This is a genomic window from Halomonas sp. BDJS001, assembly GCF_026104355.1.
Lineage (GTDB): Bacteria > Pseudomonadota > Gammaproteobacteria > Pseudomonadales > Halomonadaceae > Vreelandella.
In genome coordinates this window covers 1,274,760-1,298,937 of record NZ_CP110535.1, presented here as the reverse complement: position 1 = coordinate 1,298,937, position 24,178 = coordinate 1,274,760, and the positions used below count along the sequence as shown (strand labels likewise).

Annotated in this window: 18 protein-coding genes and 1 pseudogene; 6 read left to right on the top strand and 13 right to left on the bottom strand. The window is 55.8% G+C overall.

Going from position 1 to position 24,178, the window contains the following annotated elements; translation table 11 throughout:
* Positions 1 to 99: 99 nt before the first annotated feature.
* On the top strand, positions 100 to 906 hold the full coding sequence (locus OM794_RS05995) for a sulfite exporter TauE/SafE family protein (protein WP_226248575.1): 807 nt from the start codon (positions 100 to 102) through the stop codon (positions 904 to 906).
* A gap of 359 nt (positions 907 to 1,265) precedes the next feature.
* Positions 1,266 to 2,279 (top strand): tRNA dihydrouridine(20/20a) synthase DusA, encoded by a 1,014-nt coding sequence (gene dusA / locus OM794_RS05990; RefSeq protein ID WP_226248572.1) that lies wholly within the window; start codon positions 1,266 to 1,268, stop codon positions 2,277 to 2,279.
* Between the two features lie 62 nt (positions 2,280 to 2,341).
* Here dusA and OM794_RS05985 read toward each other — a convergent pair whose 3' ends face one another.
* Positions 2,342 to 3,814 carry a catalase gene (locus OM794_RS05985; RefSeq protein ID WP_226248571.1) on the bottom strand — a complete coding sequence of 491 codons (1,473 nt, stop codon included), beginning with the start codon at positions 3,812 to 3,814 and terminating at the stop codon, positions 2,342 to 2,344.
* A 205-nt stretch (positions 3,815 to 4,019) separates the two neighbouring features.
* Positions 4,020 to 5,051, bottom strand: coding sequence for a succinylglutamate desuccinylase/aspartoacylase family protein (locus OM794_RS05980; protein ID WP_226248570.1), 1,032 nt, complete (start codon positions 5,049 to 5,051; stop codon positions 4,020 to 4,022).
* 216 nt (positions 5,052 to 5,267) lie between these two features.
* On the opposite strand from OM794_RS05980, the gene OM794_RS05975 reads away from it, so the two are divergent.
* Together OM794_RS05975 and OM794_RS05970 are read left to right on the top strand one after the other, a co-directional pair.
* Entirely contained in the window at positions 5,268 to 5,879 is a 612-nt protein-coding gene (locus OM794_RS05975) for a TetR family transcriptional regulator (protein WP_226248567.1), read from the top strand.
* A gap of 70 nt (positions 5,880 to 5,949) precedes the next feature.
* Complete coding sequence (locus OM794_RS05970) at positions 5,950 to 6,882, top strand: alpha/beta fold hydrolase (protein ID WP_226248565.1); 933 nt, start codon at positions 5,950 to 5,952, stop codon at positions 6,880 to 6,882.
* A gap of 57 nt (positions 6,883 to 6,939) precedes the next feature.
* Here OM794_RS05970 and OM794_RS05965 read toward each other — a convergent pair whose 3' ends face one another.
* From OM794_RS05965 to OM794_RS05945, 5 genes are all read right to left on the bottom strand, one after another.
* Complete coding sequence (locus OM794_RS05965; RefSeq protein WP_226248563.1) at positions 6,940 to 7,626, bottom strand: hypothetical protein; 687 nt, start codon at positions 7,624 to 7,626, stop codon at positions 6,940 to 6,942.
* Between the two features lie 168 nt (positions 7,627 to 7,794).
* Positions 7,795 to 10,983, bottom strand: a complete 3,189-nt coding sequence (locus OM794_RS05960) for an efflux RND transporter permease subunit (RefSeq protein ID WP_265154345.1) — start codon at positions 10,981 to 10,983, stop codon at positions 7,795 to 7,797.
* On the bottom strand, positions 10,983 to 12,260 hold the full coding sequence (locus OM794_RS05955; protein ID WP_226248559.1) for an efflux RND transporter periplasmic adaptor subunit: 1,278 nt from the start codon (positions 12,258 to 12,260) through the stop codon (positions 10,983 to 10,985). The genes OM794_RS05960 and OM794_RS05955 overlap by 1 nt, the downstream gene beginning before the upstream one ends.
* Positions 12,261 to 12,337: 77 nt before the next feature.
* The gene (locus tag OM794_RS05950; RefSeq protein ID WP_226248557.1) at positions 12,338 to 13,807 is read right to left on the bottom strand and encodes a TolC family outer membrane protein; all 1,470 of its coding nucleotides are present in this window, start codon (positions 13,805 to 13,807) and stop codon (positions 12,338 to 12,340) included.
* A gap of 249 nt (positions 13,808 to 14,056) precedes the next feature.
* The gene (locus tag OM794_RS05945) at positions 14,057 to 15,988 is read right to left on the bottom strand and encodes a sigma 54-interacting transcriptional regulator (protein ID WP_226248555.1); all 1,932 of its coding nucleotides are present in this window, start codon (positions 15,986 to 15,988) and stop codon (positions 14,057 to 14,059) included.
* 422 nt (positions 15,989 to 16,410) lie between these two features.
* Between OM794_RS05945 and OM794_RS05940 the strand changes: the two genes are divergently transcribed.
* Together OM794_RS05940 and cynS are read left to right on the top strand one after the other, a co-directional pair.
* Positions 16,411 to 17,223 carry a formate/nitrite transporter family protein gene (locus OM794_RS05940; protein ID WP_226248553.1) on the top strand — a complete coding sequence of 271 codons (813 nt, stop codon included), beginning with the start codon at positions 16,411 to 16,413 and terminating at the stop codon, positions 17,221 to 17,223.
* Between the two features lie 52 nt (positions 17,224 to 17,275).
* A complete protein-coding gene (cynS, locus tag OM794_RS05935) occupies positions 17,276 to 17,716 on the top strand; it encodes a cyanase (protein WP_226248551.1) in 441 nt (146 codons plus the stop codon).
* Positions 17,717 to 17,736: 20 nt separating this feature from the next.
* Here the strand turns inward: cynS and OM794_RS05930 are convergent, their stop codons facing one another.
* The 6 genes and pseudogenes from OM794_RS05930 to OM794_RS05905 all read right to left on the bottom strand — a co-directional run bounded on the left by OM794_RS05930 (position 17,737) and on the right by OM794_RS05905 (position 24,168).
* On the bottom strand, positions 17,737 to 18,579 hold the full coding sequence (locus OM794_RS05930; protein ID WP_226248549.1) for a fructosamine kinase family protein: 843 nt from the start codon (positions 18,577 to 18,579) through the stop codon (positions 17,737 to 17,739).
* 142 nt (positions 18,580 to 18,721) lie between these two features.
* Entirely contained in the window at positions 18,722 to 19,675 is a 954-nt protein-coding gene (tal, locus tag OM794_RS05925) for a transaldolase (RefSeq protein ID WP_226248547.1), read from the bottom strand.
* A gap of 20 nt (positions 19,676 to 19,695) precedes the next feature.
* Positions 19,696 to 21,183 carry a xylulokinase gene (gene xylB, locus OM794_RS05920; protein WP_226248545.1) on the bottom strand — a complete coding sequence of 496 codons (1,488 nt, stop codon included), beginning with the start codon at positions 21,181 to 21,183 and terminating at the stop codon, positions 19,696 to 19,698.
* A pseudogene (locus OM794_RS05915) lies at positions 21,183 to 22,669 on the bottom strand (mannitol dehydrogenase family protein). Before OM794_RS05915 ends, xylB begins: the two are co-directional and overlap by 1 nt.
* An 85-nt stretch (positions 22,670 to 22,754) precedes the next feature.
* Positions 22,755 to 23,375 (bottom strand): nucleoside/nucleotide kinase family protein, encoded by a 621-nt coding sequence (locus OM794_RS05910; protein ID WP_226248542.1) that lies wholly within the window; start codon positions 23,373 to 23,375, stop codon positions 22,755 to 22,757.
* 7 nt (positions 23,376 to 23,382) lie between these two features.
* Positions 23,383 to 24,168 (bottom strand): L-iditol 2-dehydrogenase, encoded by a 786-nt coding sequence (locus OM794_RS05905; RefSeq protein WP_226248540.1) that lies wholly within the window; start codon positions 24,166 to 24,168, stop codon positions 23,383 to 23,385.
* Between the last annotated feature and the right edge of the window lie 10 nt (positions 24,169 to 24,178).

Genomic DNA, 24,178 nt, shown 5'->3' with positions numbered 1-24,178 from the left:
GCCGCCACAGTGGAATACTCGTTTTTGGCCCCGCTACTGGCAACGCTTCCGGTACAATGTGCTTATCATGCTAACAAGACACTTTTAGGAGCAACGGCTTTGGACATCATTTGGTGGTTGGCTTATGTAGCACTGGGCGGCTTTGTGGGTCTGATGGCGGGCTTGTTGGGGATTGGCGGTGGCGGCATTATGGTGCCGATTTTAACGTCCCTTTTTGTGCTTCAAGGCGTGTCCCACGACCACCTTGCCCACTTGGCTTTAGGCACCGCCATGGCAGCCATCATTCCCGCCTCTACCGCTAGCCTGCTTTCCCACCATCGGCACGGGGCCGTTCGCTGGGACATCGTGCGCTTTATTACCCCAGGCATTTTAGTCGGCACCTTTTTGGCGACGTTTATCGCGGCGCTGATACCCACGCGTGGCCTTGCTATCTTTTTCGCCTGCTTTATGGTGCTAATGTCGCTTCAGATGCTGGCAAACATCAAGCCCAAACCCACTCGCAGCTTACCTGGCCCTCTTGGGGTCAGCAGCGTCGGCCTCGGCATCGGTGGTATTTCTGCGCTCGTTGCCATTGGCGGTGGTTCACTCACAGTGCCCTTCCTTACCTGGTGCAATGTCAAACTTCCCCGCGCGATTGGCACCTCGGCAGCTGTAGGGCTACCGATCGCGGTTGCCGGTGCACTTGGCTACATAATCAACGGATGGTCTACCCAAGGGCTGCCCAGTGCGGCGCTCGGCTATGTTTATCTGCCTGCGTTACTATTAATGGCGCCCTTCAGTATCCTAACGGCTCCCATCGGAGCAAAGTTAGCGCATAAGCTACCTGTCAAACTCCTCAAACGGGTATTCGCTTTTATGTTGATGGGGCTGGCACTGCAGATGGTGTATGCGGTGTTTACGGCGTGAGGGGTGAGCGAGCCGCTAGGCCTTTTGGTCTCACTTGCGTACGCGAAGTAGAAATCTGCAAGTGAGATAACTTAACTCAACATCCAGCATTTGGACGATGCGCTTGAACACGCTTAGGGGACTGGGCATTTACCTGTTTCCATTTCGGAGAGATCTCCTTGCTATGTGCGAAACGCCCTTTGTTACGTACAATGGCGCGCATACAAAACGTTATTTCTGAGAAAGCCTTCAGTTGTACCCGAATTTTCGAGTCATCAGCCAATATCACTGCTTGATACACTGTGGGGTACATCGAGTGCGTTAATTACGGAATTAAGAGGCAATATGGCTGTACTCGGCGCAGCCAACAGTGTTACTAAATGACTAATTTACTTAAAGAAAATAGTGCAGATCGTGGTCGGCTTTTTTCTGTGGCGCCCATGATGGACTGGACGACCCGCGATTACAGGGCATTTGCACGCACGTTAACTAGGCGTGCACTGCTGTATACCGAGATGGTCACGACCGGTGCGATTTTGCACGGAACGCCTCGTGAGCGCTTTTTAGGCTATAACGAGGTGGAGCACCCACTTGCGCTGCAGTTGGGTGGCAGCGATGCCAGTGAACTGGCGGAGTGCGCGGCGATTGCTGAGGCGTGGGGCTATGATGAGGTAAACCTGAACGTGGGTTGCCCAAGTGACCGGGTTCAGAACAATCTGATTGGCGCCTGTTTGATGGGCTACCCCGAAAAGGTCGCGGATGCAGTACGGGCAATGCAGGCGGCGGTATCTATTCCGGTCACGGTGAAGTGCCGTATTGGCATTGATGACCAGGATGAAGACGCCGACCTTGAGCGGTTTATCGCTATCGTTGCGGATGCGGGCTGCGAGGTGTTTACCGTTCACGCCCGCAAAGCATGGCTGCAGGGCTTGTCACCCAAGCAGAACCGCGATGTGCCGCCGCTTAACTACCCCCGCGTTCACCGTTTAAAGCAGAGCCGTCCTGAATTGCATATCGGCATTAATGGCGGGATTAAAACTCTGGCGGAGTGCCAGGAGCAGCTTACCCATGTGGATAGCGTGATGGTGGGGCGTGAGGCGTATCAAAACCCGTGGCTGCTCGCGGGCGTCGATGAGCAGCTGTTTGGAGAGCAAGGCCCGGCGGCGAACCGCCTGGATGCCGCAATAGCTTTCCGGCCGTATATTCAGCAGCGCTTGGATGAAGGCGCGAAGCTGAATCATATTACCCGTCACTTGCTGGGCCTGTTCCAGGGTTGTCCTGGCGGCAGGCGCTTCCGCCGTCATTTGTCGGAACACGCCCATAAAGAAGGCGCAGGATTGCGCCTCTTTGATGACGCGCTTAGCTTGGTGAACGAACCCGAGCTCGTTGTATAAGTGCGTTGTATAAAAAACCCGCTACGCAAGCGTAGCGGGTTCGTTTTTCTAATAGCGTAAGCTTACTGACCGTTTTCCCGACGGTTCGCCATTACGCCCTGCTCGACACGCTCGCCGATCATTTGGTCGACGTTTTTCCAGTACTCAAATACTCGTGACAGCACCGGCTCTTCCACACCGTCGGAAACGTGGCCCACAATGTTGTTGACCAACCGGTCGCGAGCAGCATCATCCATTACCTTATTGACCAGGTCATTGGCTTGGTTGAAGTCGCCATCGCCCGGGCGCAGCGTGTAGGCGGCGCGAACCAACTCACCGTCAGTCTCCCATACCGCATCTTCCGGATACCTTTCCGGATTGGCGTGCGCGCCCCCTTTGCTATTAGGCGCGTACACCGGGTCGGTGGAGTGGGAAATACGCATCCGTCCCCCTTGGCTGTAGCTGTTAACCGGGGTCTTGGGCGCGTTAACGGGGATATCTTGGTAGTTCACCCCTAAACGCGCGCGGTGCGCATCAGCGTAGGATATTACCCGCGCCAACAGCATTTTATCCGGCGAAAAACCGGTTCCCGGTACGGCGTTGCTGGGCTGAAACGCTGCCTGTTCGATTTGGCTGTGGAAATCGACGGGATTGCGATCCAAGGTCATCTTACCGACTTCTTGCAGCGGGTAGTCAGCGTGCGGCCACACCTTGGTCAAATCGAAGGGGTTGATGTGGTAGGTCTTGGCATCTTCAAACGGCATGATCTGAACTTGCAGCGTCCAGGTGGGATAATCGCCGCGCTTGATGGCATCGAAAAGATCGCGGCGGTGGTAGTCGGCATCCGCCCCCGCCATCTTATCGGCCTGTTCCTGGGTCATGCACTTAATGCCCTGGTCAGTTTTGAAGTGGTACTTCACCCAGAAGCGCTCGCCCGCAGCGTTCACCCACATATAAGTATGGCTTGAGTAGCCGTTCATGTGGCGCCACGTAGCGGGGATACCACGATCCCCCATTAGCCAGGTTACCTGGTGTGCAGATTGCGGTGAAAGCGTCCAGAAGTCCCACTGCATATCGTGATCACGCAAGCCGTTATCCGCTCGACGCTTTTGTGAGTGGATAAAGTGCTGGAATTTGAGCGGATCGCGCACGAAGAACACAGGGGTATTATTACCCACCATGTCGAAGTTACCCTCTTCGGTGTAGAACTTCAGCGAGAAGCCACGAGGATCGCGCCAAGTGTCCGGGCTACCCGACTCACCGGCCACCGTCGAGAAACGAGCCAACATCTCGGTTTTCTTACCCGGCTGGAGAAAATCAGCTTTGGTATATTTGCTGACGTCGTGAGTTACTTGGAAGTGGCCAAAGGCGCCGCTCCCTTTCGCATGGGGCTGACGATCCGGAATCATTTCCCGGTTAAAGGCAGCCATCTGCTCCATCAAGTAGTGATCATGCAGAACAATCGGCCCATCGGGGCCTACTGAGAGTGAGTGTTCATCACTGCTCACTGGTATGCCCGCATCTGTCGTGGTGTGCTTAGGTTTATCGCTCGTCATCGCTGTTCCTCCATGTCACGGTAGACGTGGCGTTTAATCGCCACTCGTTCGAGTACGATGAAAGCTTAGCTATTTGTTTTGGTTATCATCTTTAGCAGCCGCTAACAAAGCCCACCCCTAGGTATAGTCAAACGGCTGCTAACTTGCCATCTATAGTAGCGAGTCCTTAACTATCGAAGCGATAGTTTTCCACTATCATTACCGATTAATAAAACGAATCAGGCGGCGGCACCAAGCTTGAATTAAAGCTCTCAATAGCCGTTTCAGCCTCATCAATTTCATCAAAGCGAGCAATATGAAAGAGCGCCTCGCCTTCATTGGCAAGCGGCAAGCGGCTCATACCAATCACAATACCATCGGCAACGGCGCGTACTTCGCCCTCGTCATTGCCAAAAGGGTCAGCGACTTTGCCCAGCACCTCACCTTTGGCGACGCGGGCACCTAGACGCACCTTGGGACGTAAGATCCCATCGATAGGTGCCCGCGCCCAGCTTGACCCTTTAGAAATCTCCGCAGGTGCTGGCGTACGGCGGCGCTGCTCACCGGTCAGCATGCCTAGTCGGCGCATAACCCGCAATACACCACGCACCCCAGGGGCAATCGCCCACTCGTCAAAACGCAGCGCTTCGCCAGCTTCATAGGTGAGCACTGGAATGCCGCGGGTCTGGGCGTAGTGGCGCAGGCTACCTTCACGCAGCTCCGCATTGAGCACCACCGGCGCCCCAAACGCATCGGCCATCCGCTCGGTTTCGCTGCCGGTTTGCAACTGGGCGCGAATTTGCGGCAGGTTGGTACGGTGAATAGCCCCGGTGTGGAGATCGATAATATGTGTGGCGTGATCAACAATTTTTTCACGAAAGAGGGCTGCGATGCGCCCGCCTAACGAGCCCGAGTCACTGCCTGGAAAGCAGCGATTGAGATCACGCCGATCGGGCAAGTAGCGAGTTTGCTGTAAAAAACCAAACACATTGACGACCGGTACAGCTATCAAGGTACCGCGGATACTATTGATGGCTTTCGCACGCAGGACACGGCGGACAATTTCCACGCCGTTAATTTCATCACCGTGAATACCACCACATACCAACAGCACCGGGCCATCCTTGCGGCCATGAACGACCTCGACAGGAATGTGCAGGGGCGTATGGGTATATAAGCGCGCCACCGGAACATCAATTTGTAAGCGTTGGCCGGGCTTGATGGTATGTTCGCCCAGTTGAAAAGAAGCTCGCACCATGCTTTCTGTCCTGTATTTTTAATCTGTTTTGCTCACGACGTTAGTACGCATGTGGGCTAGTTTCATAGCCTGTTTATACGCTTTTGGTGGCGAAATGACGAATTTGTTAACCTACGTTATAGGGTATGTCATTTATCCATACAGTTTTGAATGTAAATGTGCGTCAGCTTAGGTTAAAATGTGACCATACTGTGTCGATAATGAGGTTGCATTTCCATGGCAAGAAAGACCAAAGCAGAAGCGGCTGCTACACGAGAAGCACTGCTTGAAGCTGCTGAAGAGGTGTTTTTTGCCAAAGGTGTGGCACGCACCTCCCTTGAGCAAATTGCTCGCCATGCAGGTCTTACCCGCGGCGCCGTTTATTGGCATTTTAAAAATAAAGGCGATCTGTTCATGGCGCTGGTTGAACAGGTACGCATGCCCTTCCAGTCGTTGATGGATGAGGTAGATAAAGCTGACGCCAAACTATCACCACTGGAGTCTATTCGGCTGGCCTGCCATGCAGGACTGGTGCGCCTTGAACAACCCTCTTACCAGCGAATACTCTCCATTTTGCTGCATCGCTGCGAGTTCTTCAGCGACATTAACCCGCTCGATATGCAGGATCAGATCGGCAACGAGTGCTTTGAAGAGATGCTGAATGTCTTTGTGCTTGCAGAGCAGCAGCAACTGCTGCGTGAAGACCTTAGTCCCGAAGTGGCAACGCGCTTAATGCAATCTATGCTGGGGGGCCTTTTCCATGATTGGCTACGTAACCCCGAGGCTTTTTCGATTCGTGAACGCGGTGGCGAACTGATCGATGCCACTATTCGCATGATGCAGCGTTAAACAATCACTCTCGCTGCAATGCAGCAAGTATGCTTATACTGAGCTACTTTTATAGCCGTGTGAGCACACTATGGATGCCTTGGAGTTTGTCCGCGTACGCGAATTAGAAGTGGCCGTACGCATTTGGAACCCTAACGCCCCGCGCACGTTAATCGCCTGGCATGGATTTGCCCGGCATGGCGGCGACTTTAGCGCGCTTGCACGAGAGCTCGGCACTGAATGGCGGATTCTTGCCCCGGATACCCCAGGTCGTGGATTATCAAGCTGGTCGCTATTTCCTGCCCACGACTACCTTTATAGCCATTACGTGTCGGTAGCGATCGCACTGCTCGATCACTTTGAACTCGATTACGTGGATTGGTTGGGCACCTCCATGGGTGGCCTTCTAGGTATGTTGATCGCTGCTGACCCGCAGCACAGCGCGCGCATTTCCCGGCTGATTCTTAACGACGTAGGCCCAGAGCTGAACACCCAGGGCCTTATCGGTCTTTCTAGCTATTTCGGCGTTACCCACCGCTTCTCTACTTTTGGCGAACTCCAACAAGAGCTCAACCGGCACTATGCCAGTTTCGGCATTAGCGCTGAATCTGCCCGGCGTGAACTAGCACTCAACAGTGCCCGACGGTTACCGGATGGTAGTTGGACGTATCACTTCGATCCGCGCATTGGCGAGCAGTTTGTGCACGATACGCCGCGGGACATGTGGGCTGACTGGGCGAACATTCGCTGTCCGGTGATGGTAATACGCGGTGAGGAATCGACGCTTCTGGATCCGGAAACGCTGCCGCGGATGGCAGAAGTACACCCTAAACTTGTCACCCTAAACGTGCCTCACTGCGGTCACGCGCCTATGCTGGATAAGCCCGAGCAGGTTGATCCCATTCACGACTTTTTAAATCGCCCCGCACCTCGCCCAGGCCCATTGAATAAAACACAAAACGCCACTCGCTGGCAGCGTGCCGTGCAGTGGCTGGCGCAGCTGTGGCGGCGGTGGCGGGAGTAGACCGGGGCGCTTGAGATATTTGCGTCCCGGTTATTATCCGCAATGAGTAAGGGGGTATCAGTGAGACGTAGAGTAATGGGTTGAATGGCGTTTTTTCTGGTTTAGCCGCAATTTATTCAAACGAATCCGTGTTTCAAGGTAAGTCTGCTCGGATACGCTGCGGTAAGCCCCCTCTTCAGGCAAATACTTCACCAACACCCGGCGCTCCCCCTGCACAGGCAGAGCATCGCTTTTGCTAAGCAGTTTGACTCTGCTCGTCGGCTCATTATCAATCACTGCAAACGCCTGCTCACCCGCACCTTGACGCTCGGTCACCACCACCGTTTGGCCCAGCAGGCAACGCCGGGTGAAGGGGCGGTACCGATGCAGCCCACGATGCAGTGCTTGGCAGAGCATTGCTGCGACGGGCGAGGCCATAACCAGCGTGCCCCATAGCACTAGCACCCCTACCGGTATACGTATCAAGCCAAGCGGTAGCCACCTCAATACCAGCAGCTCGATCGCTACTGTTAGCACTGCGGCAATAGACAGAATCACCGTTAATGCCAGCGTGGCGGGAACTCCAGCGAAGCCTAGGGAAACCAGCGTGCTGGCGAGATGATCTTCTTTGAGGCTATCACGTTCGAACAGCTCCAGAGGGGCTAAACGGATAATCACTAACAGCCAGTAAAGAGCTAACAGACCGAGTAGCAACGTAAAGACAATGGTCGGAAACTGCGTAGCAGCGTGCAGTAGATCGTTCATGATGGCGCCTCCCCCGGTACTTAGCCGGTGATGTATTGTTACTTCCAGCTTAGTTCAGATTAGCTTTTCCGCGCCACTTCAACCTTGATCTCGGTCAGATCTATAAAAAAGCGGGTGCCACCCGAAGATGGCACCCGCCTACTCTCACCCTTGATTAGTCGCTAAAGGCTAGTGCTTGTCATGCTCAAGTGCCGGTTGTGAGCCATCATGTTTATGCCCTTTCATTTTGCGACTCAGCCAATCAGAGACCGTCGCAATCATGGCGTAGAAGCTGGGAATAAACAGGCTACCCAAGGTGGCAACAGAGAACATCCCCATCGCCACCGTGGTGCCAATGTGATGGCTGCTCACGTCGCTGGCACCGGTTGCCAATGCAAGCGGCAAGGTACCAAAGATAAATGCCAGGGAGGTCATCACGATGGGACGGAAGCGCAGCTCTGCTGCGGTAATCGCCGCCTCACGGATTGATTTTCCCTGCTCCTTACGCTGCAGTTCGGCGAACTCAACGATCAGAATCGCGTTCTTCGCCGCCAACCCGACCACCACCAGCATGCCGATCTGCACATACACACTGGTGTCCAGTCCACGCAACGCGATACCACCAATACCCCCCAGGAATGCAAACGGTGTTGCCGTCAATACCGCCAGCGGTAACGACCAGCTTTCATACTGAGCCGCCAGGATCAGGAAGACCATCAACAGGCCAAAAACAATCGCCATCGTCGCGGCGCTGCCCATATTGGACTCTTGATAGGCGGTACCCGTCCAACCCATGCCCCAGTTGCTGCCCAGCGCTTCCTCCACGACTTCGTTCATCGCTTCGATCGCCTGAGCTGAGCTATAACCAGCAGCTGGCTCACCCTGGAACATTGCACCGGCGTAAACGCCGAAACGGGACACTACCGACGGACCGGTTTGGCGCTCCAGCTCGACAAATTCAGAGAGCGGGATACGTTCGCCATTTCCACCACGCACGTAAACGCTACTGACGTCTTCGGGTGTCTTGCGGAATTCATCTTCGTTTTGCAGATAGACCTGGAAATTACGGTTTTGATAGCTGAAGTAGTTCACAAAGCCGTTACCAAAGGTATTGCCCAGAGCCGAATTAATGTTTTCCAGAGCCACGCCGTAACTTAATGCTTTTTGCTGATCAATGTTGGCGCGATAGGACGGTACATTAACGTTGAACGTGGTAAATACCCGGTTCAAGGCTGGGTGCTGGTTAGCTTTCTGCATGATTTGTAGCGATGCTTCATACAGCTCACGGGGCGATGCACCCTCAAAGGACTGCAAATAGCCGGTAAACCCGCCGGTGGTAGAAAGCCCCATGATAGGTGGCAAATTAAAGGCCATCGCGGAACCACCATCAATACTGGCACCTAGTCCCATAATTCGCCCTACGAGCTCGGTGGCTGTCAGGTCACGCTCAGACCAGGGGCTTAGATTGATAAACATGACCCCCCGAGCGGTATTCACGGAACTCGACAAAATGTCATAGCCAGCCACCGCTGAGGAGTATTCCACCCCAGGAATATCTTCAATCGCCTCACTGAGTGTTGCCATATAGCGCTGGGTGCGATCCAGCGACGCTGCATCAGGAAGCGAGACACTGACCAGCACAACCCCCTGGTCGGTCTCTGGCACCAGCGTCGAAGGCGTATTGGCATAGAGCCAGTAGGAACCCACCCCGGTAAGCACCGTTAGTGCTAACGCTAACACCCATAAACGCACCAAGCCTTTTACTACCCACATATAGGCGGCGGTAATGCCAGCAAACAGTCGGTCAAACAAGCGCAACGGCGTATTCAAGGCACGCTTAACTTTAGACTGTCCTGCTCCCGCGATTTTATGCTTGATAAAAATCGCCGACAGGGCGGGCGTAAAGGTCAACGCCATTAGCGCCGAAATAGCGACCGAGATGGCGACAGTGATCGCGAACTGCTGGTAAATTTGACCGGTAAAACCGCCCAGAAACGCCACGGGTACAAACACTGCGGCCATAATCAGCGAAGTTGCAATGACCGGCCCGCCCACTTCTTTCATTGCCCGAATAGTCGCATCGCGTACGCTAATATCGTCTTCTTCACTCAGCACGCGCTCGACGTTCTCTACCACCAGAATGGCATCGTCGACCACTATCCCTATCGATAGAACCAAGGCAAACAGGGTCAGCAGATTGATCGAAAAACCAAACACATAGAAGCCAGCAAACGTACCCACCACAGCGACCGGCACCACCGACATAGCAATCACGGTGAAGCGCCAGTTCTGTAGGAAAATAAACAGAATGACGATAACGATCAGAAAGGCTTCAATAAAAGTGTGGAGCACCGTTTCCACGGAGGCATCAATAAATAGGGTTGTATCGTAAGGAGCCACATACTCAAGCCCGGGCGGGAAGCGGCCAGACAGCTCCTCCATCGTATCCCGCACACCCTGAGCAGTTTCCAGCGCGTTTGCACCGGGCTGCTGGTTAATAATAATCGGCGTCATGGTTGAGCCGTTCAAACGCGCATCAACCCCGTAGAAAGATGCCCCAAGTTCAATACGCGCGACATCTTCCAGGTGCAGCGAAGAGCCGTCGCTATTGGTACGCAGGTAGATATTACGGAAGTCGTCGACATTACTGAGACGACCGCCAGCGGTAATCGTATAGGTGTACGCCCGCGGCTCACTCTGCGGCGTCGAGGCCAAGTTGCCCGCCGGCACTTCAGTATTTTGCGCCCTGATCGCGCTGGCTACTTCACTGGGCGTCAGGTCGTACTGGGCCAGCTTATCCGGATCCATCCAGATACGCATGGCAAACTCACCGCCGCCCAGCACTTCTGCATTACCCACACCCGGCACCTGACGCAGTTCATCAAGCACGTTCAACGTGGCGTAGTTCTGCATATAGATGTTGTCGTAGTCACCATCAGGTGAGGTCAACGCGATAAACATCAAAATAGAGTCAGAGCGCAGCTCAACGGTGACACCTTGTGACTGCACGGCTTCAGGTAACTGCGAAAGCGCCCCCTGAACCCGGTTGTTAACGTTGATGGTGTTGATATCACCATCGGTGCCGATATTGAAGGCAACGCTCAGGCTCATAAGGCCGTTATCAGCGCTGTTAGAGGTCATGTAGAGCATGTCCTCAACACCGTTAATGGCTTCTGCAATGGGGGCCGCCACCGTTTGTGCAACGGTTTCTGCATCCGCCCCAGGGAACTGCGCCTGCACCGATACCGTTGGCGGCACCACGCTGGGGTACTGCTCAATCGGCAGAATGCGCATGGACATCACGCCCACCAGCGTCACGATAATCGCCAGTACCGTGGCAAATATCGGACGGCTGATGAAGAAGTTAGAGAAGTTCATTATTGCGCACCCTCTTCCCCTTCAGCGGGCTGACCATCGGCTGCCCCCTCGTCCATTGCCTCTGCCGCTTCAGCCTGCTGCTGCGCCTCTTCTTGCTCTACATCTTCAACGATGTCTTCAGCGTTGCCATCAAACGGTTGAGGATCAATCGTCATGCCCGGCTCTAAACCAGCAGGATCGCCGACCACCACACGATCCCCCGGCTCTAGCCCCTCACGAATCAACTGCCACGGGCCAGCCACTTCACCCAATGAAACAGTCCTTTCACGGGCTTTGTTGTCCTCATCCAGGACAAACACCTGCGGCCCCATTAACCCTTGCGTCACCGCGATCTCAGGCACTGCCAAGACTTCAAAGCGCTTCAGGCCCTCAATGCGCACACGCACAAATTGGCCAGGCAACACAGCTGCATTGGGGTTTTCAAAGGTGGCGGACGCTTGCACGGTGCTGGTGCCGCTATCTACCCGTGACCCCAGGAAGTCTAAATGCCCTTCCAACTCAGAGTCGCTGCCGCCACTCACGCCAGGGATGCTCAACCGCGCACGGATATCCGACGTATCACCGCCGTCACGCAACTGGCGACGCAGTTCAAAGGCATCACGCTGGGGCAGTTGGAAACGCACCTCAAGGGGGTCTAGCGGCGTGATGGTCGCTAATTCCGTACCGGAGGTAACCAGGTTGCCTACGTTGATTTGGCTCAATCCGATCATACCAGATACAGGGGCAGTCACCTGAGAGTACCCCAGATCCAGATTAGCGCTGGAGAGCGCCGCCTCTGCCTGTGCCACGTTTGCCTGGGCGACCCGTTGGTCTGCCAGTGCCTGATCATACTGCTGACGGCTCACCGAGTTCTGGCTTAGCAGCTGCTCAAAACGTTGAGCGTCGCGCTGAGCGCGGGCAAGCTCGGCACGGGCGCTCTGTAGATCTGCTTCACGCTGATTGACGGTTGCCTGGTAAAGATCCGGTTCGATGGTGTAAAGACGATCACCCTGCTCCACTAGCTGGCCGGGTTCAAAGTGGCGCTCCTCCAGAAACCCATTGACACGGGCAACCAAAGTGACTTCATCATCACTGCGCAACAGAGAAGGATATGACTTATCCAGCGGTATATCCTGACGCGCCATTTCAGCCACTTCGACCTTATGGGGCGGGGCTTCTTGCTGGGCACCTTGGCCCTGTTGAGGCGCCTCGTTTTGTTCCTGCCCACAGGCTGAAAGTGCCAGCGCAGCTACTAGCGTCACCAGACTCGCTCGGCGAGAGTGAATCATCTTCTTCATACGTTGCATTCCCATATATCTTTTTTAAGGTGACCGATAGCACATGCGCATCTGAATCACTTCCAACCGACAAGCCATTACGTGCCAGGCTGGGGCGGTGCGCCGATGTTGAGCGCGGGCTCATAGCGGTCATTGCCAATGCTTTCTGGCAAGGTAAAATTCACCTCATCACCGGTTAACCACGCATTAACTTCTTCGATGGCATCCACATCAAGGCGTCCCGCCTGCTGACGCAGCGAGAGCAGATTAACGACATAGTCGTAGCGAGCCTCTGCGTAGTTGGCGATGGCGTTATACAAATTCTGCTCAGCGTTCAAAACATCCACGATGTTACGGGTGCCGACCTCGTAGCCAGCGCGGGTTGCTTCCAGCGCGCTGCGGTTCGAGACGATCGCCTGCTCACGGGCCTCGACGGTTTCCACATCGTTGCTGACTTGGGTATACAGCGAGCGAACCTGCTGGATCGACGAGCGACGCTGAGATTCGAAATCATACTGGCTACTTTCCAGTTGATAAGTGCCCTGGCGGATGCTCGCGCTGGTACTGCCGCCGGTGTAGACCGGTAAATTAGCGCGTATGCCTACCTGGCTAGAGGAGTCATTGCCGGTGGTGTTATCAATATCACTGTCGCCATACTGATAGTTGCCAAAGGCTGAAAGGGTAGGCAGACGCCCCGCGCGGGCAATTTCCACACCGCTGCGCGAAACTTCAATCCCTGCCCGTTGCGCCAATACCTGAGGATTGCGCTCAATGGCTTGCTCTACCCAGTAGTCGCGGCTGCTTGGCTCAGGAAGTGCTATCGGCATGCTGTCGCCCAGGGCTTCGATACTGGCGTAGCGCTGGCCGGTCAACTGCTCTAGTGCCTCAAAAGCCACCTGTAGGCTGCTCTCTGCGGCAATCCGGTCAGCACGGGACTGGTCAAAGGTGGCGCGAGCCTCTTCAACTTCGGTAATCGCTATTAAGCCAACCTCAAACTGCTCGCCCGCCTGCTCGAGCTGACGGCCGATGGCACGCTCTTGGGCAAAACGCGCTTCGAGTACTTCGTGGGCACGCAAAATGTCAAAATAGGCGCTGGCCACGTCAATTAGCAGCTGCTGTTCGGTGGCTGCGAGCAGATAGACCTGCTGGTCGATCTGGCGCTCAGCCTGGGTAACTTCTCGGCGCGTCACTTCATCATAAAGCGCCTGGGTGGCTTCAAGGGTGAGCGATACGGTGTTGTAACGATCATCACCGGCACTCACATTGCCCGCGCCCGCGCCAGCACCTGCTCCGGCTTGGGATGAGCCCTGGCTTTCATACTGCTCGTTGTGCGCCACGGTGCCCGAAGCGTTAATTTGCGGGAGCAACCCACCTCGTGCAACGTCTCTGCCTGCTTCTACCCCCAGATACTGCGAGCGCGCCGAAGCCAGCTCAGCGTTATTGTCTAACGCATCACGGGTAATCGTGATGAGATCGGCAGCTTGAGCAGGCAATACAAAAGAAGCGGTTAATACCGCCAACAGTAAGGGTCGTAAAGGGGCATTGACTGCCCAGTGTGCCAGTCGCATGGGGATTGCCTCTAGATATCAATGTCAGATGGTAAACGCGCTTAGTCTCTCACCTTACTTGACTCCTGCTATAGAAAACCAAGCCAATGAGCGCGCTAAATCACTCGAAATACGCTGCCATTCAGAAAGATGAGCATTATAGTTACATTCATGTATGTATGCTAGCCTTGATCAATCTAAAAATGTGTGTACAGCCTATTGTCAAGCCGCTTCCAGCTTACCTTAGTCCAACGCATGATGCGTTGGCGATTAATACGGTTTGCTGTTACGAAATTCTCGCGGGTCAATGCCCCACTTGGTAAGCCGCGAGGCCAGCGTCGTTGGCTTTATGCCAAGCAACTCCGCCGCACCACCCGCCCCAGAAACCTTGCCGTTTGCTCGCTCCAGGGCGGCAATCGCGCTCTCCCGCTGACGCTGACTAAGCGCCTGCTCGGTAAGCAACGCTCCTCCACTCTGCTCAGGGCTAGCATGACCCGCCGCAGAGGTGGGGTTAGTGCGGCCTATCTTGCGTGTGGGCTCTCCCAGCAGCAGGTCATCAAACATCAAGCGCCGATCCTGGGTCACAATAACTTGCCGCTCAATGATGTTCTCCAGTTCACGAATATTGCCCGGCCAGGGATAGCGCTGCAGGATCTCCAGCTGGGCCGGAGGGATGCGCACCCCCGGCTTATTAAATTTCAGGCAGGCGCGCTGTAAGAAGTGCCGAGCCAACAGCGGCACATCCTCAATGCGCTTGCGTAGCGGCACCGAATCAATGGGGAACACGTTGAGACGAAAATAGAGATCTTCGCGAAAATGGCTGGTATCGATCATTTCGCGCAGCTCGCGATTGGTCGCTGCGATCACACGCACATCCACTTCGCGGGTACGATTATCGCCCACGCGCTCAAACTGTTGATCCTGCAGCACTCGCAGCAGCTTGCTCTGCAGTTCCAGAGGGATTTCACCGACTTCATCCAAAAAGAGAGTGCCACCGTGAGCAAGCTCAAAGCGCCCTGGGCGATCCTGTACCGCGCCGGTAAAAGCCCCTTTTACGTGGCCAAAGAATTCGCTCTCAAACAGATCACGAGGAATAGCCGCGCAGTTCACGCGGATGAGCGGTCGATCGCTGCGCGTGCTCCCGGCATGAATAGCGCGGGCAATCAGCTCTTTGCCGGTGCCCGACTCGCCGCTAATCAGCACGTTGGCACTGGTAGGCGCCACCAACTCAATCTGCTGGATCAGCTTGGCCACCGCCGGGCTGTTGCCGACAATATCCCGATGGTTCAGCTCCGCTTTTATCTCTTCTTGAAGGTACTCATTTTCCAACTCCAAACGCTGCTTGAGTGACTCCACCTCCGCTAGGGCGTCGCGTAGCTGCTGCTCGGCACGCTTACGCTCGCGAATATCACGAAACAGCACCACCGCCCCGACCAATCGTCCCATCTCGAATATCGGCGTGCTGGTGTACTCAACGGGAATTGCATCGCCATTTTTATGCCAAAACACCTCATTATCGACGTGATGCACCTGGCCGTCGCTAAACGAGGCGTGAATAGGGCACTGCTGCACCGGAAAATGGCTGCCATCAGCATGAGTGTGATGGAACATAAGGTGCGCATCGTGGCCCACCATGTCCTCGGTACTCCAGCCCAGAATGCGTTCTGCTGCGGGATTGACGAAGGTGGTTTTGCCTTCAGCGTCCAGGCCGTAAATGCCCTCCCCCGCAGCGCCCAGAATAAGCTGATTCTGCTTTTCAATCCGCTCAAACACCTGCTCAACCCGCTGCCAGCCAACCTCCCCCTGACGATGCTGGCGGCCTAGCTCGGCTTTGGCACGGCGCTGCTCGGCCTTGTTGCGGTCAATCAATGTTAATAACAGCTGCGCAGAGTCATCGACACGCTGAGCATACACCTCAACGCGATACGGCTGACGAAGCATATCCAGCATCACCAAATCATCTGACCAGGCCGTCTTTTGAGTCAGCGCCTCGTCGGTAAAGCTCACCCAAAGCGGCAGTGAAGCACTCAAGCGGTGGCTAAACGGAGCTTCTAAAGGCAGCGTTTGATCAATATTGAGCATCTCGCAGGCAGCTGGGTTAGCGTCGAGTAGTTGATCGACAAACGGATCAATCACGATCATTGCAAGCGGTGAAAAATCGCCCATTAGAGAGGCGGTGTGAGTACGTGCTTGTTCACCCATTGGCGCATACCTCAGGTTTCAAGGTGGTCTCCACTTATCCATTCAATTCCCGCACCACTTACGATATTCCGTCAATAAAACAACGAAATATCGTTAATTACGATTTTTCGTGGCTACTAACGCTTTCCCATAAAACCGCTATAAGAAAATTTAATTCAATAAAAACATTTGCTTAAAAACCATCCGCACAAATTGGCACATAAATAGCAATGGTTAAGCGGAACGACCAGGTGAAACAACCAAGTGAAATAGCTGAATGGAATAGCTATATGAATAGTGCGATTGCGCCACACGCTTAATCTCTTTTGCACCAGGACGGCGCAGCCATCGGCTTTGTTGCTCCTATTTATTGCTCTGATCAGGAAACACTAAAACTCTTGGATTAAGCGTTAACTAACCGAAATGACACAGGAGACATACATATGTCTTATCTAATGCCCAGCGAATTTGTCACCAAATTGGTGGATCAGGGGGAGTCAAAAGTCTATATGGGGACACGGGATACGCTTATCCGCGCCTTTATGGCCGGGGCAACCCTGGCGTTGGCGGTTATTTTTGCCATCACCATTGCGACCCAAACCGGCAACTTCTTAATTGGGGCGCTGCTCTTTCCGGTGGGTTTCGTCATGCTCTATCTGATGGGCTATGACCTGCTGACCGGGGTTTTTACGCTGGTGCCTATTGCATGGCTCGACAAACGACCCGGCGTGACCCTGCCGCGAATGCTCAAGTGTTGGGCGCTGGTAGGGCTTGGCAACCTGGGTGGCGCCCTGTTTATCGCCACTTTTGGCTACCTGAATTTCACCATGGGCGGCACCGAGGAGATCAATGCGGTCGGGCAAACGATGATGACCGTCGGTGAAAGCCGCACGGTGGGATACCAGGATGCAGGGCTTGCCGGCTGGATTGTACTTTTCATGAGAGGCATGTTTTGCAACTGGATGGTCTCTATGGGCGTAGTGGGCGCCGCTATCTCGACAACGGTTTCCGGCAAAATCATGGCCATGTGGATGCCGATTATTGTGTTTTTCTACCTCGGTTTTGAGCACTCCGTCGTCAACATGTTCCTGTTTCCGATTGGCCTGATGATGGGCGCCGACTTCACTCTATATCAATACATTATGTGGAACGAAATCCCCACGGTACTAGGCAACCTGGTTGGCGGCCTGACGCTGGTAGGTCTGGTGCTCTATACCACCCATGTCCGTACCCAACCCAAAAAAGTGTTGTCTTGATCCAGTAACTAAAAAAGGGCGTCACCCGCCCCCACTCTAGAGGAGAATCACCATGGATAAGCTCGAAATGCGCCACACCCTGCTCGCCGCTAAAGCGCGTAAAAAAATGAGCTGGGACGATATTGGTAACGCCGTTGGCATGTCACCGGTGTGGGTCGCTTCCGCCTGCTACGGCATGAATAGCGCCAGCCCAGAGATTGCCGCTAAGCTTTGCGACACACTGGGCGTGGAGAGCGAGGTCGCCGATGCCCTGGTAGCCTTCCCCACCAAAGCCTGGGATGAAGCGATCCCCCAAGACCCCTTTATCTATCGTTTATACGAGGTCGTCGGTGTTTACGGGGAGACCCTGAAAGACGTGGTGCAGGAGAAGTTCGGCGACGGCATTATGAGCGCCATCGACTTCACCATGGAGGTCGACAAAGTCGAAGACCCCAAGGGCGACCGGGTACTGCTCACTTTAAACGGCAAGTTTTTGCCCTATAAATCCTGGTAAAACACAAGTGCTGGTAAGGCTCAGGTGTAAGACTCGAGCCTCGCCACGCTGCGCTCAACCGCCGAGCGATAGCTGGCACCGAACAGCAGCAGGTGATTGAGCAACGGATAGAGCTGAAACAGCGCTTCACGCCTCGGCCAGTCGGCCGGGGCGTCGCCGTTCCAGTAAGCATCAAAAAACGCTTCCCCCGGCGAGCCAAAGAGCGTCAGCATCGCTACATCCACCTCTGGGTAGTGGCGATAAACCGCTGGATCGATAATCGCTGGCCCCTTTGTGGTGAAGAGCACATTCCCCGACCAGAGGTCGCCGTGGAGCAGGCTGGGCGGTGCATCTGGCAGCCAGCGCTCCAAATCCTGAGCCAAGCGCTCGATACGCCCGCGTAGCGCTGCGTCCAATAGACCACGCTGGTGGCACGCCTCACACAGGGGTAATAAACGCCGCTCGCGCTGGAAGGCCCGCCCATCACTGAGCGGTGCATTAGGTTGGGGTGTGCGCCCACAGGCATTATCCTGATGCCAGCCGTGGGCGTCGCCAATCACACTGTGCAACCCGCGAAGCCCTTCGCCTAACGCGGTTTCGCTCTGCGGCCCGCCAGGCACTGTATCCAGCGACTCAATAACTAGCCAGCCCGCTGACAGGCCTAACACTTCAGGCACCACCAACTGCCCAGAGGCGCTGCGCAGGGCACGTAGCCCTTCGGCTTCACCGCGCAGTCGTGATGCATCGTCGTGCTTAATCACCACCTGCCCCTGGCGAGTCTCCAGACGGTATACGGCAGCCATGTCACCCCCACCGAGCGACTGCAAACTACCAGCGGGGGTTAATTCGATAGATTCCAACAGTTGGCTCAGGGTGGCATCCATACGACTTTCTCCCTGTACCCCAATGAATAACTGCGTCGGGGTTAAGGTTCCGCGGGGGCGCTGTTAACCCATCCAGAGGCGCTACTTTCGCCATCTGACCGCCATGGCCGCCCTCCTAGCCCCGACGCCGTGGGCTAACCTATTAGCCTAGTCGTTTATCGATCAGGCTCTCTAGCTCAAGTTGATCGTCGTGGAAGCGGCGGATGCCTTCGGCCAGCTTGTCATTAGCCATTGCGTCTTGATTGTGGCCCCAGCGGAAAGCCGATTCACTCAACGGTTCAGTCGGTTTGCCGCGACCTTCGCCAGATTGAATCTGCACATTGACGCTGCCTTCTGTTGCCTCCAGCTCCTCCAGCAACGCCGGCGAAATCGTCAGTCTTGGGCAGCCTGCCAGGGCAAGCACCTGACCGGTGGTACGGAAGCTCGCCCCCATGACCACCGTATCGTAACCGCCCTGGTTGGCACGCTGGCAAACGCCTTGCACAAACTGAACCCCCGGGTCGTTTTCCGGCGTGTAGTCGTTGCCGGTCTCTTTTTTGTACCAGTCGGTCACCCGGCCCACAAAGGGCGAGATCAGAAATACGCCGGCATCAAAGCAGGCCTGGGCCTGCGCTTCACTGAACAGCAGCGTCAGGTTGCACTGAATGCCCTCGCGCTCAAGCACCTCGGCGGCACGAATGCCCTCCCAGGTAGACGCTAGCTTGATCAACACGCGGTCACGGGACACACCGCGGGCGTCATACAGCTCAATTAACTCGTGGGCCTTGGCAATACTGGCCTGGGTATCAAACGACAGCCGCGCCGCCACTTCGGTGGAAACACGCCCCGGTACAACGGCGGAAATCTCACTGCCCATAGCGACTGCCAGGCGGTCAACGGCATGTTTGACCTGCTCTTCACGGCTGCCGCCAGAGGCTTTGACGCTGCTCAGCTCTTCATCAATCAGCGCTTGATAACCCGACAAACTAAACGCCTTGAGCAGCAGTGAGGGATTAGTCGTCGCATCCTGGGGCTGATAGCGACGAATAGCCTCAAGGTCACCGGTGTCGGCGACGACAAGCGAGTGTTGCTTTAGCTGTTGCAGCTGGCTGGTCATAAGATCTCCTTCATATGCGTTTAAGCGCCGCCATGGCGTTGTTCAAGTGCTGCGCAGTAGCGCCTATAAATGGGTTGGTAAGCAGCCACTCGCGCTGGATGGGGGTCAGCCAGTGACTGTGCATCCAGGTGGACTAGTTTTTCACACAGCGCTTCCAGGGTAACGCCCTCTGAACGCTGGTCGCACCAGGCCGCCTGTATCGCCGCACCTAGCGCGGCCGCGTCGGTAATCTCAGGACAAATTACCTGGGTGCCGGTAATGTCAGCAACCATCTGCCGCCACACAGGGCTGTTGGCACCGCCACCGATCAAACGGATCTGGCTGGCCCCGGCGGTTAAATCGCCCAACAGCTCCAACCCATAGCGTAGCCCGAAAGTGGCCCCCTCCACCACGGCCCGGCATAAATTAGCCTGAGTAGTGTTTAAGCTGGTCAGGCCAAGAAAGTCCGCCGAGGCGTCGGGCAGCATCGGCACCCGTTCGCCGTTAAAAAATGGCAGTGCGGTGACGCCGTCAGCGCCTATGGAGGCACTGGCCACTCGCTCGCCAAAGGCTGCCAGATCCAAGCCAAACAGCTCACGCACCCGAGTGGTAGCGGACGTAACGTTCATGGTGCAAATCAGCGGCAGCCAGCCACCGGTACTGGAACAGAAGTTGGCCACCATGGCGCTATCGCACTCAACAGGTTTAGCCGAGTAAGCGCACACGGTGCCGGAGGTGCCTAGACTGAGCGTGACCAATCCTGGGGTGATATTGCCCGTACCAATGGCACCCAGCATATTGTCACCGCCGCCAGAGGAGACGACTACCTGGTTGCCAAGCCCCAGTTCCCGGGCCACCGCCGAGCACACAAAGCCTACCGGTTCATGGGCTTCCAGAACACGGGGCAGTACCCGCGCCGGGTCTAGTTCTGGGGCTATTTCGGCAAAAACATCCAACTGCCAGCAACGCTTACGGGTATCGAAATAACCAGTGCCGGAGGCGTCACCCGCCTCGGTAACGCGCTCGCCCGTCAGCCAGAAATTGAGGTAGTCGTGGGGCAGCAGCAGGCTCTCGATACGCCGATACGCCTCCGGCTGATGCTCACGCAGCCAGGCAACTTTAGAGGCTGTGTAGCCAGTTTGCAGCACTAGCCCCAGCTTCTCCAAACAACCCGCCTCGCCCCCCAATCGAGCCACTAAATCGGCATTCTGGGCACTGGTCTCGGTATCGCACCACAGCTTGGCGGGGTAGACCGGCACACCGTTGCCATCCAGCGCCACCATGCCGTGCTGCTGACCAGAAACACCCATGCCGCGCACTTGGCTCGCCGATACAGCGGCTTTGTCCAACGCGGCAAAAAACGCCGCTTTCAATGCGGCTAACCACTCCGCAGGCGCCTGTTCACGGCGGCCATTTTCGCCCTCTTCTAAGCGGTGAGGACGGCTTGCTTCGGCGAGAATTTTTCCTCGCTCAACGTCGACCACGACTACTTTGGTACTCTGGGTACCGCAATCCACCCCGATATACATCACACTGTTCCTTTGGACGATGCCAGACCCTCTAGGGTAGCCCGTGCGCCACGTTCGTGCAGGGAACTTAGCGCGGCTAAATAGGCTTCAACAAAGCGAGGGTTGTCGATTAAGTCGCCAAACAGCTCGCGATTTTCGATAAAGGCCGTGGGCCGCGAGCGATTTTCGGCAGCAATGGCCATTAATGGTGCCTTCAAACGATCCACAATCTCTATGGGTTCGCCCTGCTCGTCCACCCCTTCAGCGTAGCGCGCCCAGCTGGCCACTACCGCGGCGCTGCGATAGATCTCGCCGCCCTGGGCTAACTGCTGGCGAATCACCGGCACCAACCATTTGGGAATCCGGTCGGAGCTTTCGGCGCAGAGCCGTGCCAGGGTATCTTTGATTTGCGGGTTGGCGAAGCGCTCAATCAGCGTTAAGCGGTAGGTTTCGAGATCAACCCCTGGCACCGGCGCTAGCGTGGGCGTGCCCTCTTCGCGCATATAGCCCAGCAAAAACTCCACAAACAGCGGATCCTGACACACTTCATGGGCGTAGCGGTATCCGGCTAAATAGCCAAAATAGGTTAACGCCTGGTGACTGGCGTTAAGCAGGCGCAGCTTCATTAATTCGTAGGGTTCGACATCTTCCACGACTTGAACCCCCACTTTATCAAACGCCGGACGCCCAAGGGGGAAATGGTCTTCCAGCACCCACTGGGTGAAGGGTTCGCACACCACCGGCCAGGCGTCTTCAACGCCAAAACGCTGGGCAAGTTCGTCAATATCCGTGGGCGACGTGACGGGGGTAATGCGATCCACCATAGCGTTGGGAAATGCCACCTCACGGGCAAGCCAGGCGCCTAACTCCGCATCCCGCGCCTGGGCATAGGCGCCGAACATGCGTTTGGCCACGTCGCCGTTGCCTTGAATATTATCGCAAGACATCACGGTAAAGGGCGCAATGCCACGGGCGCGGCGGCGGGCAAGCGCTTCCACCACCAATCCGAAGCTGGTAGTGGGCTGAGTAGGGTTGGCAAGATCACCCCGCACCTGGGGGTTATCGAGGTCGAATTCGCCACTTACCGGGTGAAAGTTGTAACCGCCTTCGGTCACCGTCAATGACACAATACGAATCGCCGGATCGGCCATCTGCTCGATCACCGCCTCGGTCTCTTCCGGCGCGAAGAGATAATTGACCATACTGCCAATGACCCGTGGCTCATACTGGCCATCAGGTGCTTAACCACCAGCGTGTAGAGATAGTCCTGCGCCGCCAGTGCCTGCTGCATGCGCTTGTCGCCGGGCATCACGCCTACGCCCACAATGCCCCAGTCCCACGCTTCGCCCTGATTCATCAGCGCATCCAGGTACATCGCCTGATGGGCACGATGAAAGCCGCCTACCCCAATATGTACAATGCCGGGGGTGAGCGTCTTGCGATCATATTGAGGTTTGGCAACATCGTCGGTTAGCTTGCCCAGGTTGTGATTGTTAAGACGGGTCATGGGACTCTCCAGCCAAGGCCTACTTGGCGCGATGGGGTGAATAAGGCAGGTAAAAGAGGCGGTTTAAATGTGCTAACACAAAGTACTAGCGCCAGCGCTGGTCGGGCGGTAAACAGCAACTCTTCACTAACTGCGCGTTGAGCATGTCTTTGTGGTGGGTGCGCTCAAGCGCCCCGGTGCGATCCTGGCCCATCTCGAGCCAGCGGTTGATCAGCCGCTCAACCAGTACGACGTCGTCGACGTCTATAAACAGCGTCCAATCAAACAGCGGTCGCAGTTCGCGCCAGGGTGGGCGGTCAAGCAGCAGGTAGTTGCCCTCAACAATGACAATGCGCTGTTCAGGGGTAATCAGACGTCCACCGGCACGGGCGAGATCCAGCGGGCGGTCAAATACCGGCACCGCTACCGGGTGAATAGCCAGGCGGATACGCTCAAGGTCGCAGCGCAACCCCTCCACATCGAAGGTATGGGGCGCCCCCTTGACGGGCACCTGCTGCTCGCCCAGCACAGCGTTATCGAAGTGGTAGCCGTCCATGGGCACCAGCCCCGCTTGGCCGGGTAGGTGCTGATTAATAGCCGCGCAGAGCTGGGTGCTGCGGTAGGATTTTCCCGCCCCCGGTGGCCCTGCCAGCGCTACCAGGTAGCGTGATGCGCCTTCAGCGGCGCCAATAATCTGCCGGGCTAACGTATCTAGATCAGGGGTCATGACCACCTCAGCTCATCCAGTTGCCGCCATCGACATTGAGCGTCTGGGCGACCACATAGTCGCTGTCCTGGCTGGCCAAAAACACGGCGGCGCCAGTATGATCTTCGGGAAGTCCCATCCGCCCAAACGGCACTGCCTCTCCCACCAAACGTTTCTTCTCACCCAGCGGACGGTTTTCAAAACGGGCAAACAGCGCGTCGACCTCCTCCCACATCGGCGTATCCACCACGCCGGGGGCGATGCCATTAACGTTGATACCGTGCTTGATGAGATCCAACCCACAGGATTGGGTAAGGCTGATCACTGCGGCTTTACTGGCGCAGTAAACGCTTACCAATGCTTCACCGCGGCGACCTGCCTGGGAGGCCATATTGATAATTTTGCCCCCTTGGCCGCGGGCTACCATGGAACGGGCAACCGCCTGCAGAGTAAAGAACATGCCTTTGGTATTGACCGCAAACTGCTTGTCGAAGCTCGCCTCGGTCACTTCAAGCACCGGCGCCATATCAAAGACGGCAGCGTTATTGACCAGAATATCGATGCCACCAAAGCGCTTGTTTACCGCCGCTACCATGGCGTCTATCGAGGCCTGAACGCAGACATTGAGCTCAACCCCCATCACCTTTTCACCATCCGCCCGCTGCTGCAGTGTCGCCACTGCATCATCAATGGCAAGGCGGTCAATATCCGCCACCACAACGCTTGCCCCTTCGCTTAAATAGCGCTGGGCAATGGCAAGGCCGATGCCCCGCGCACCGCCGGTAATCACCGCAACTTTGTTGTTTAGCTTCATCGTTATGCTC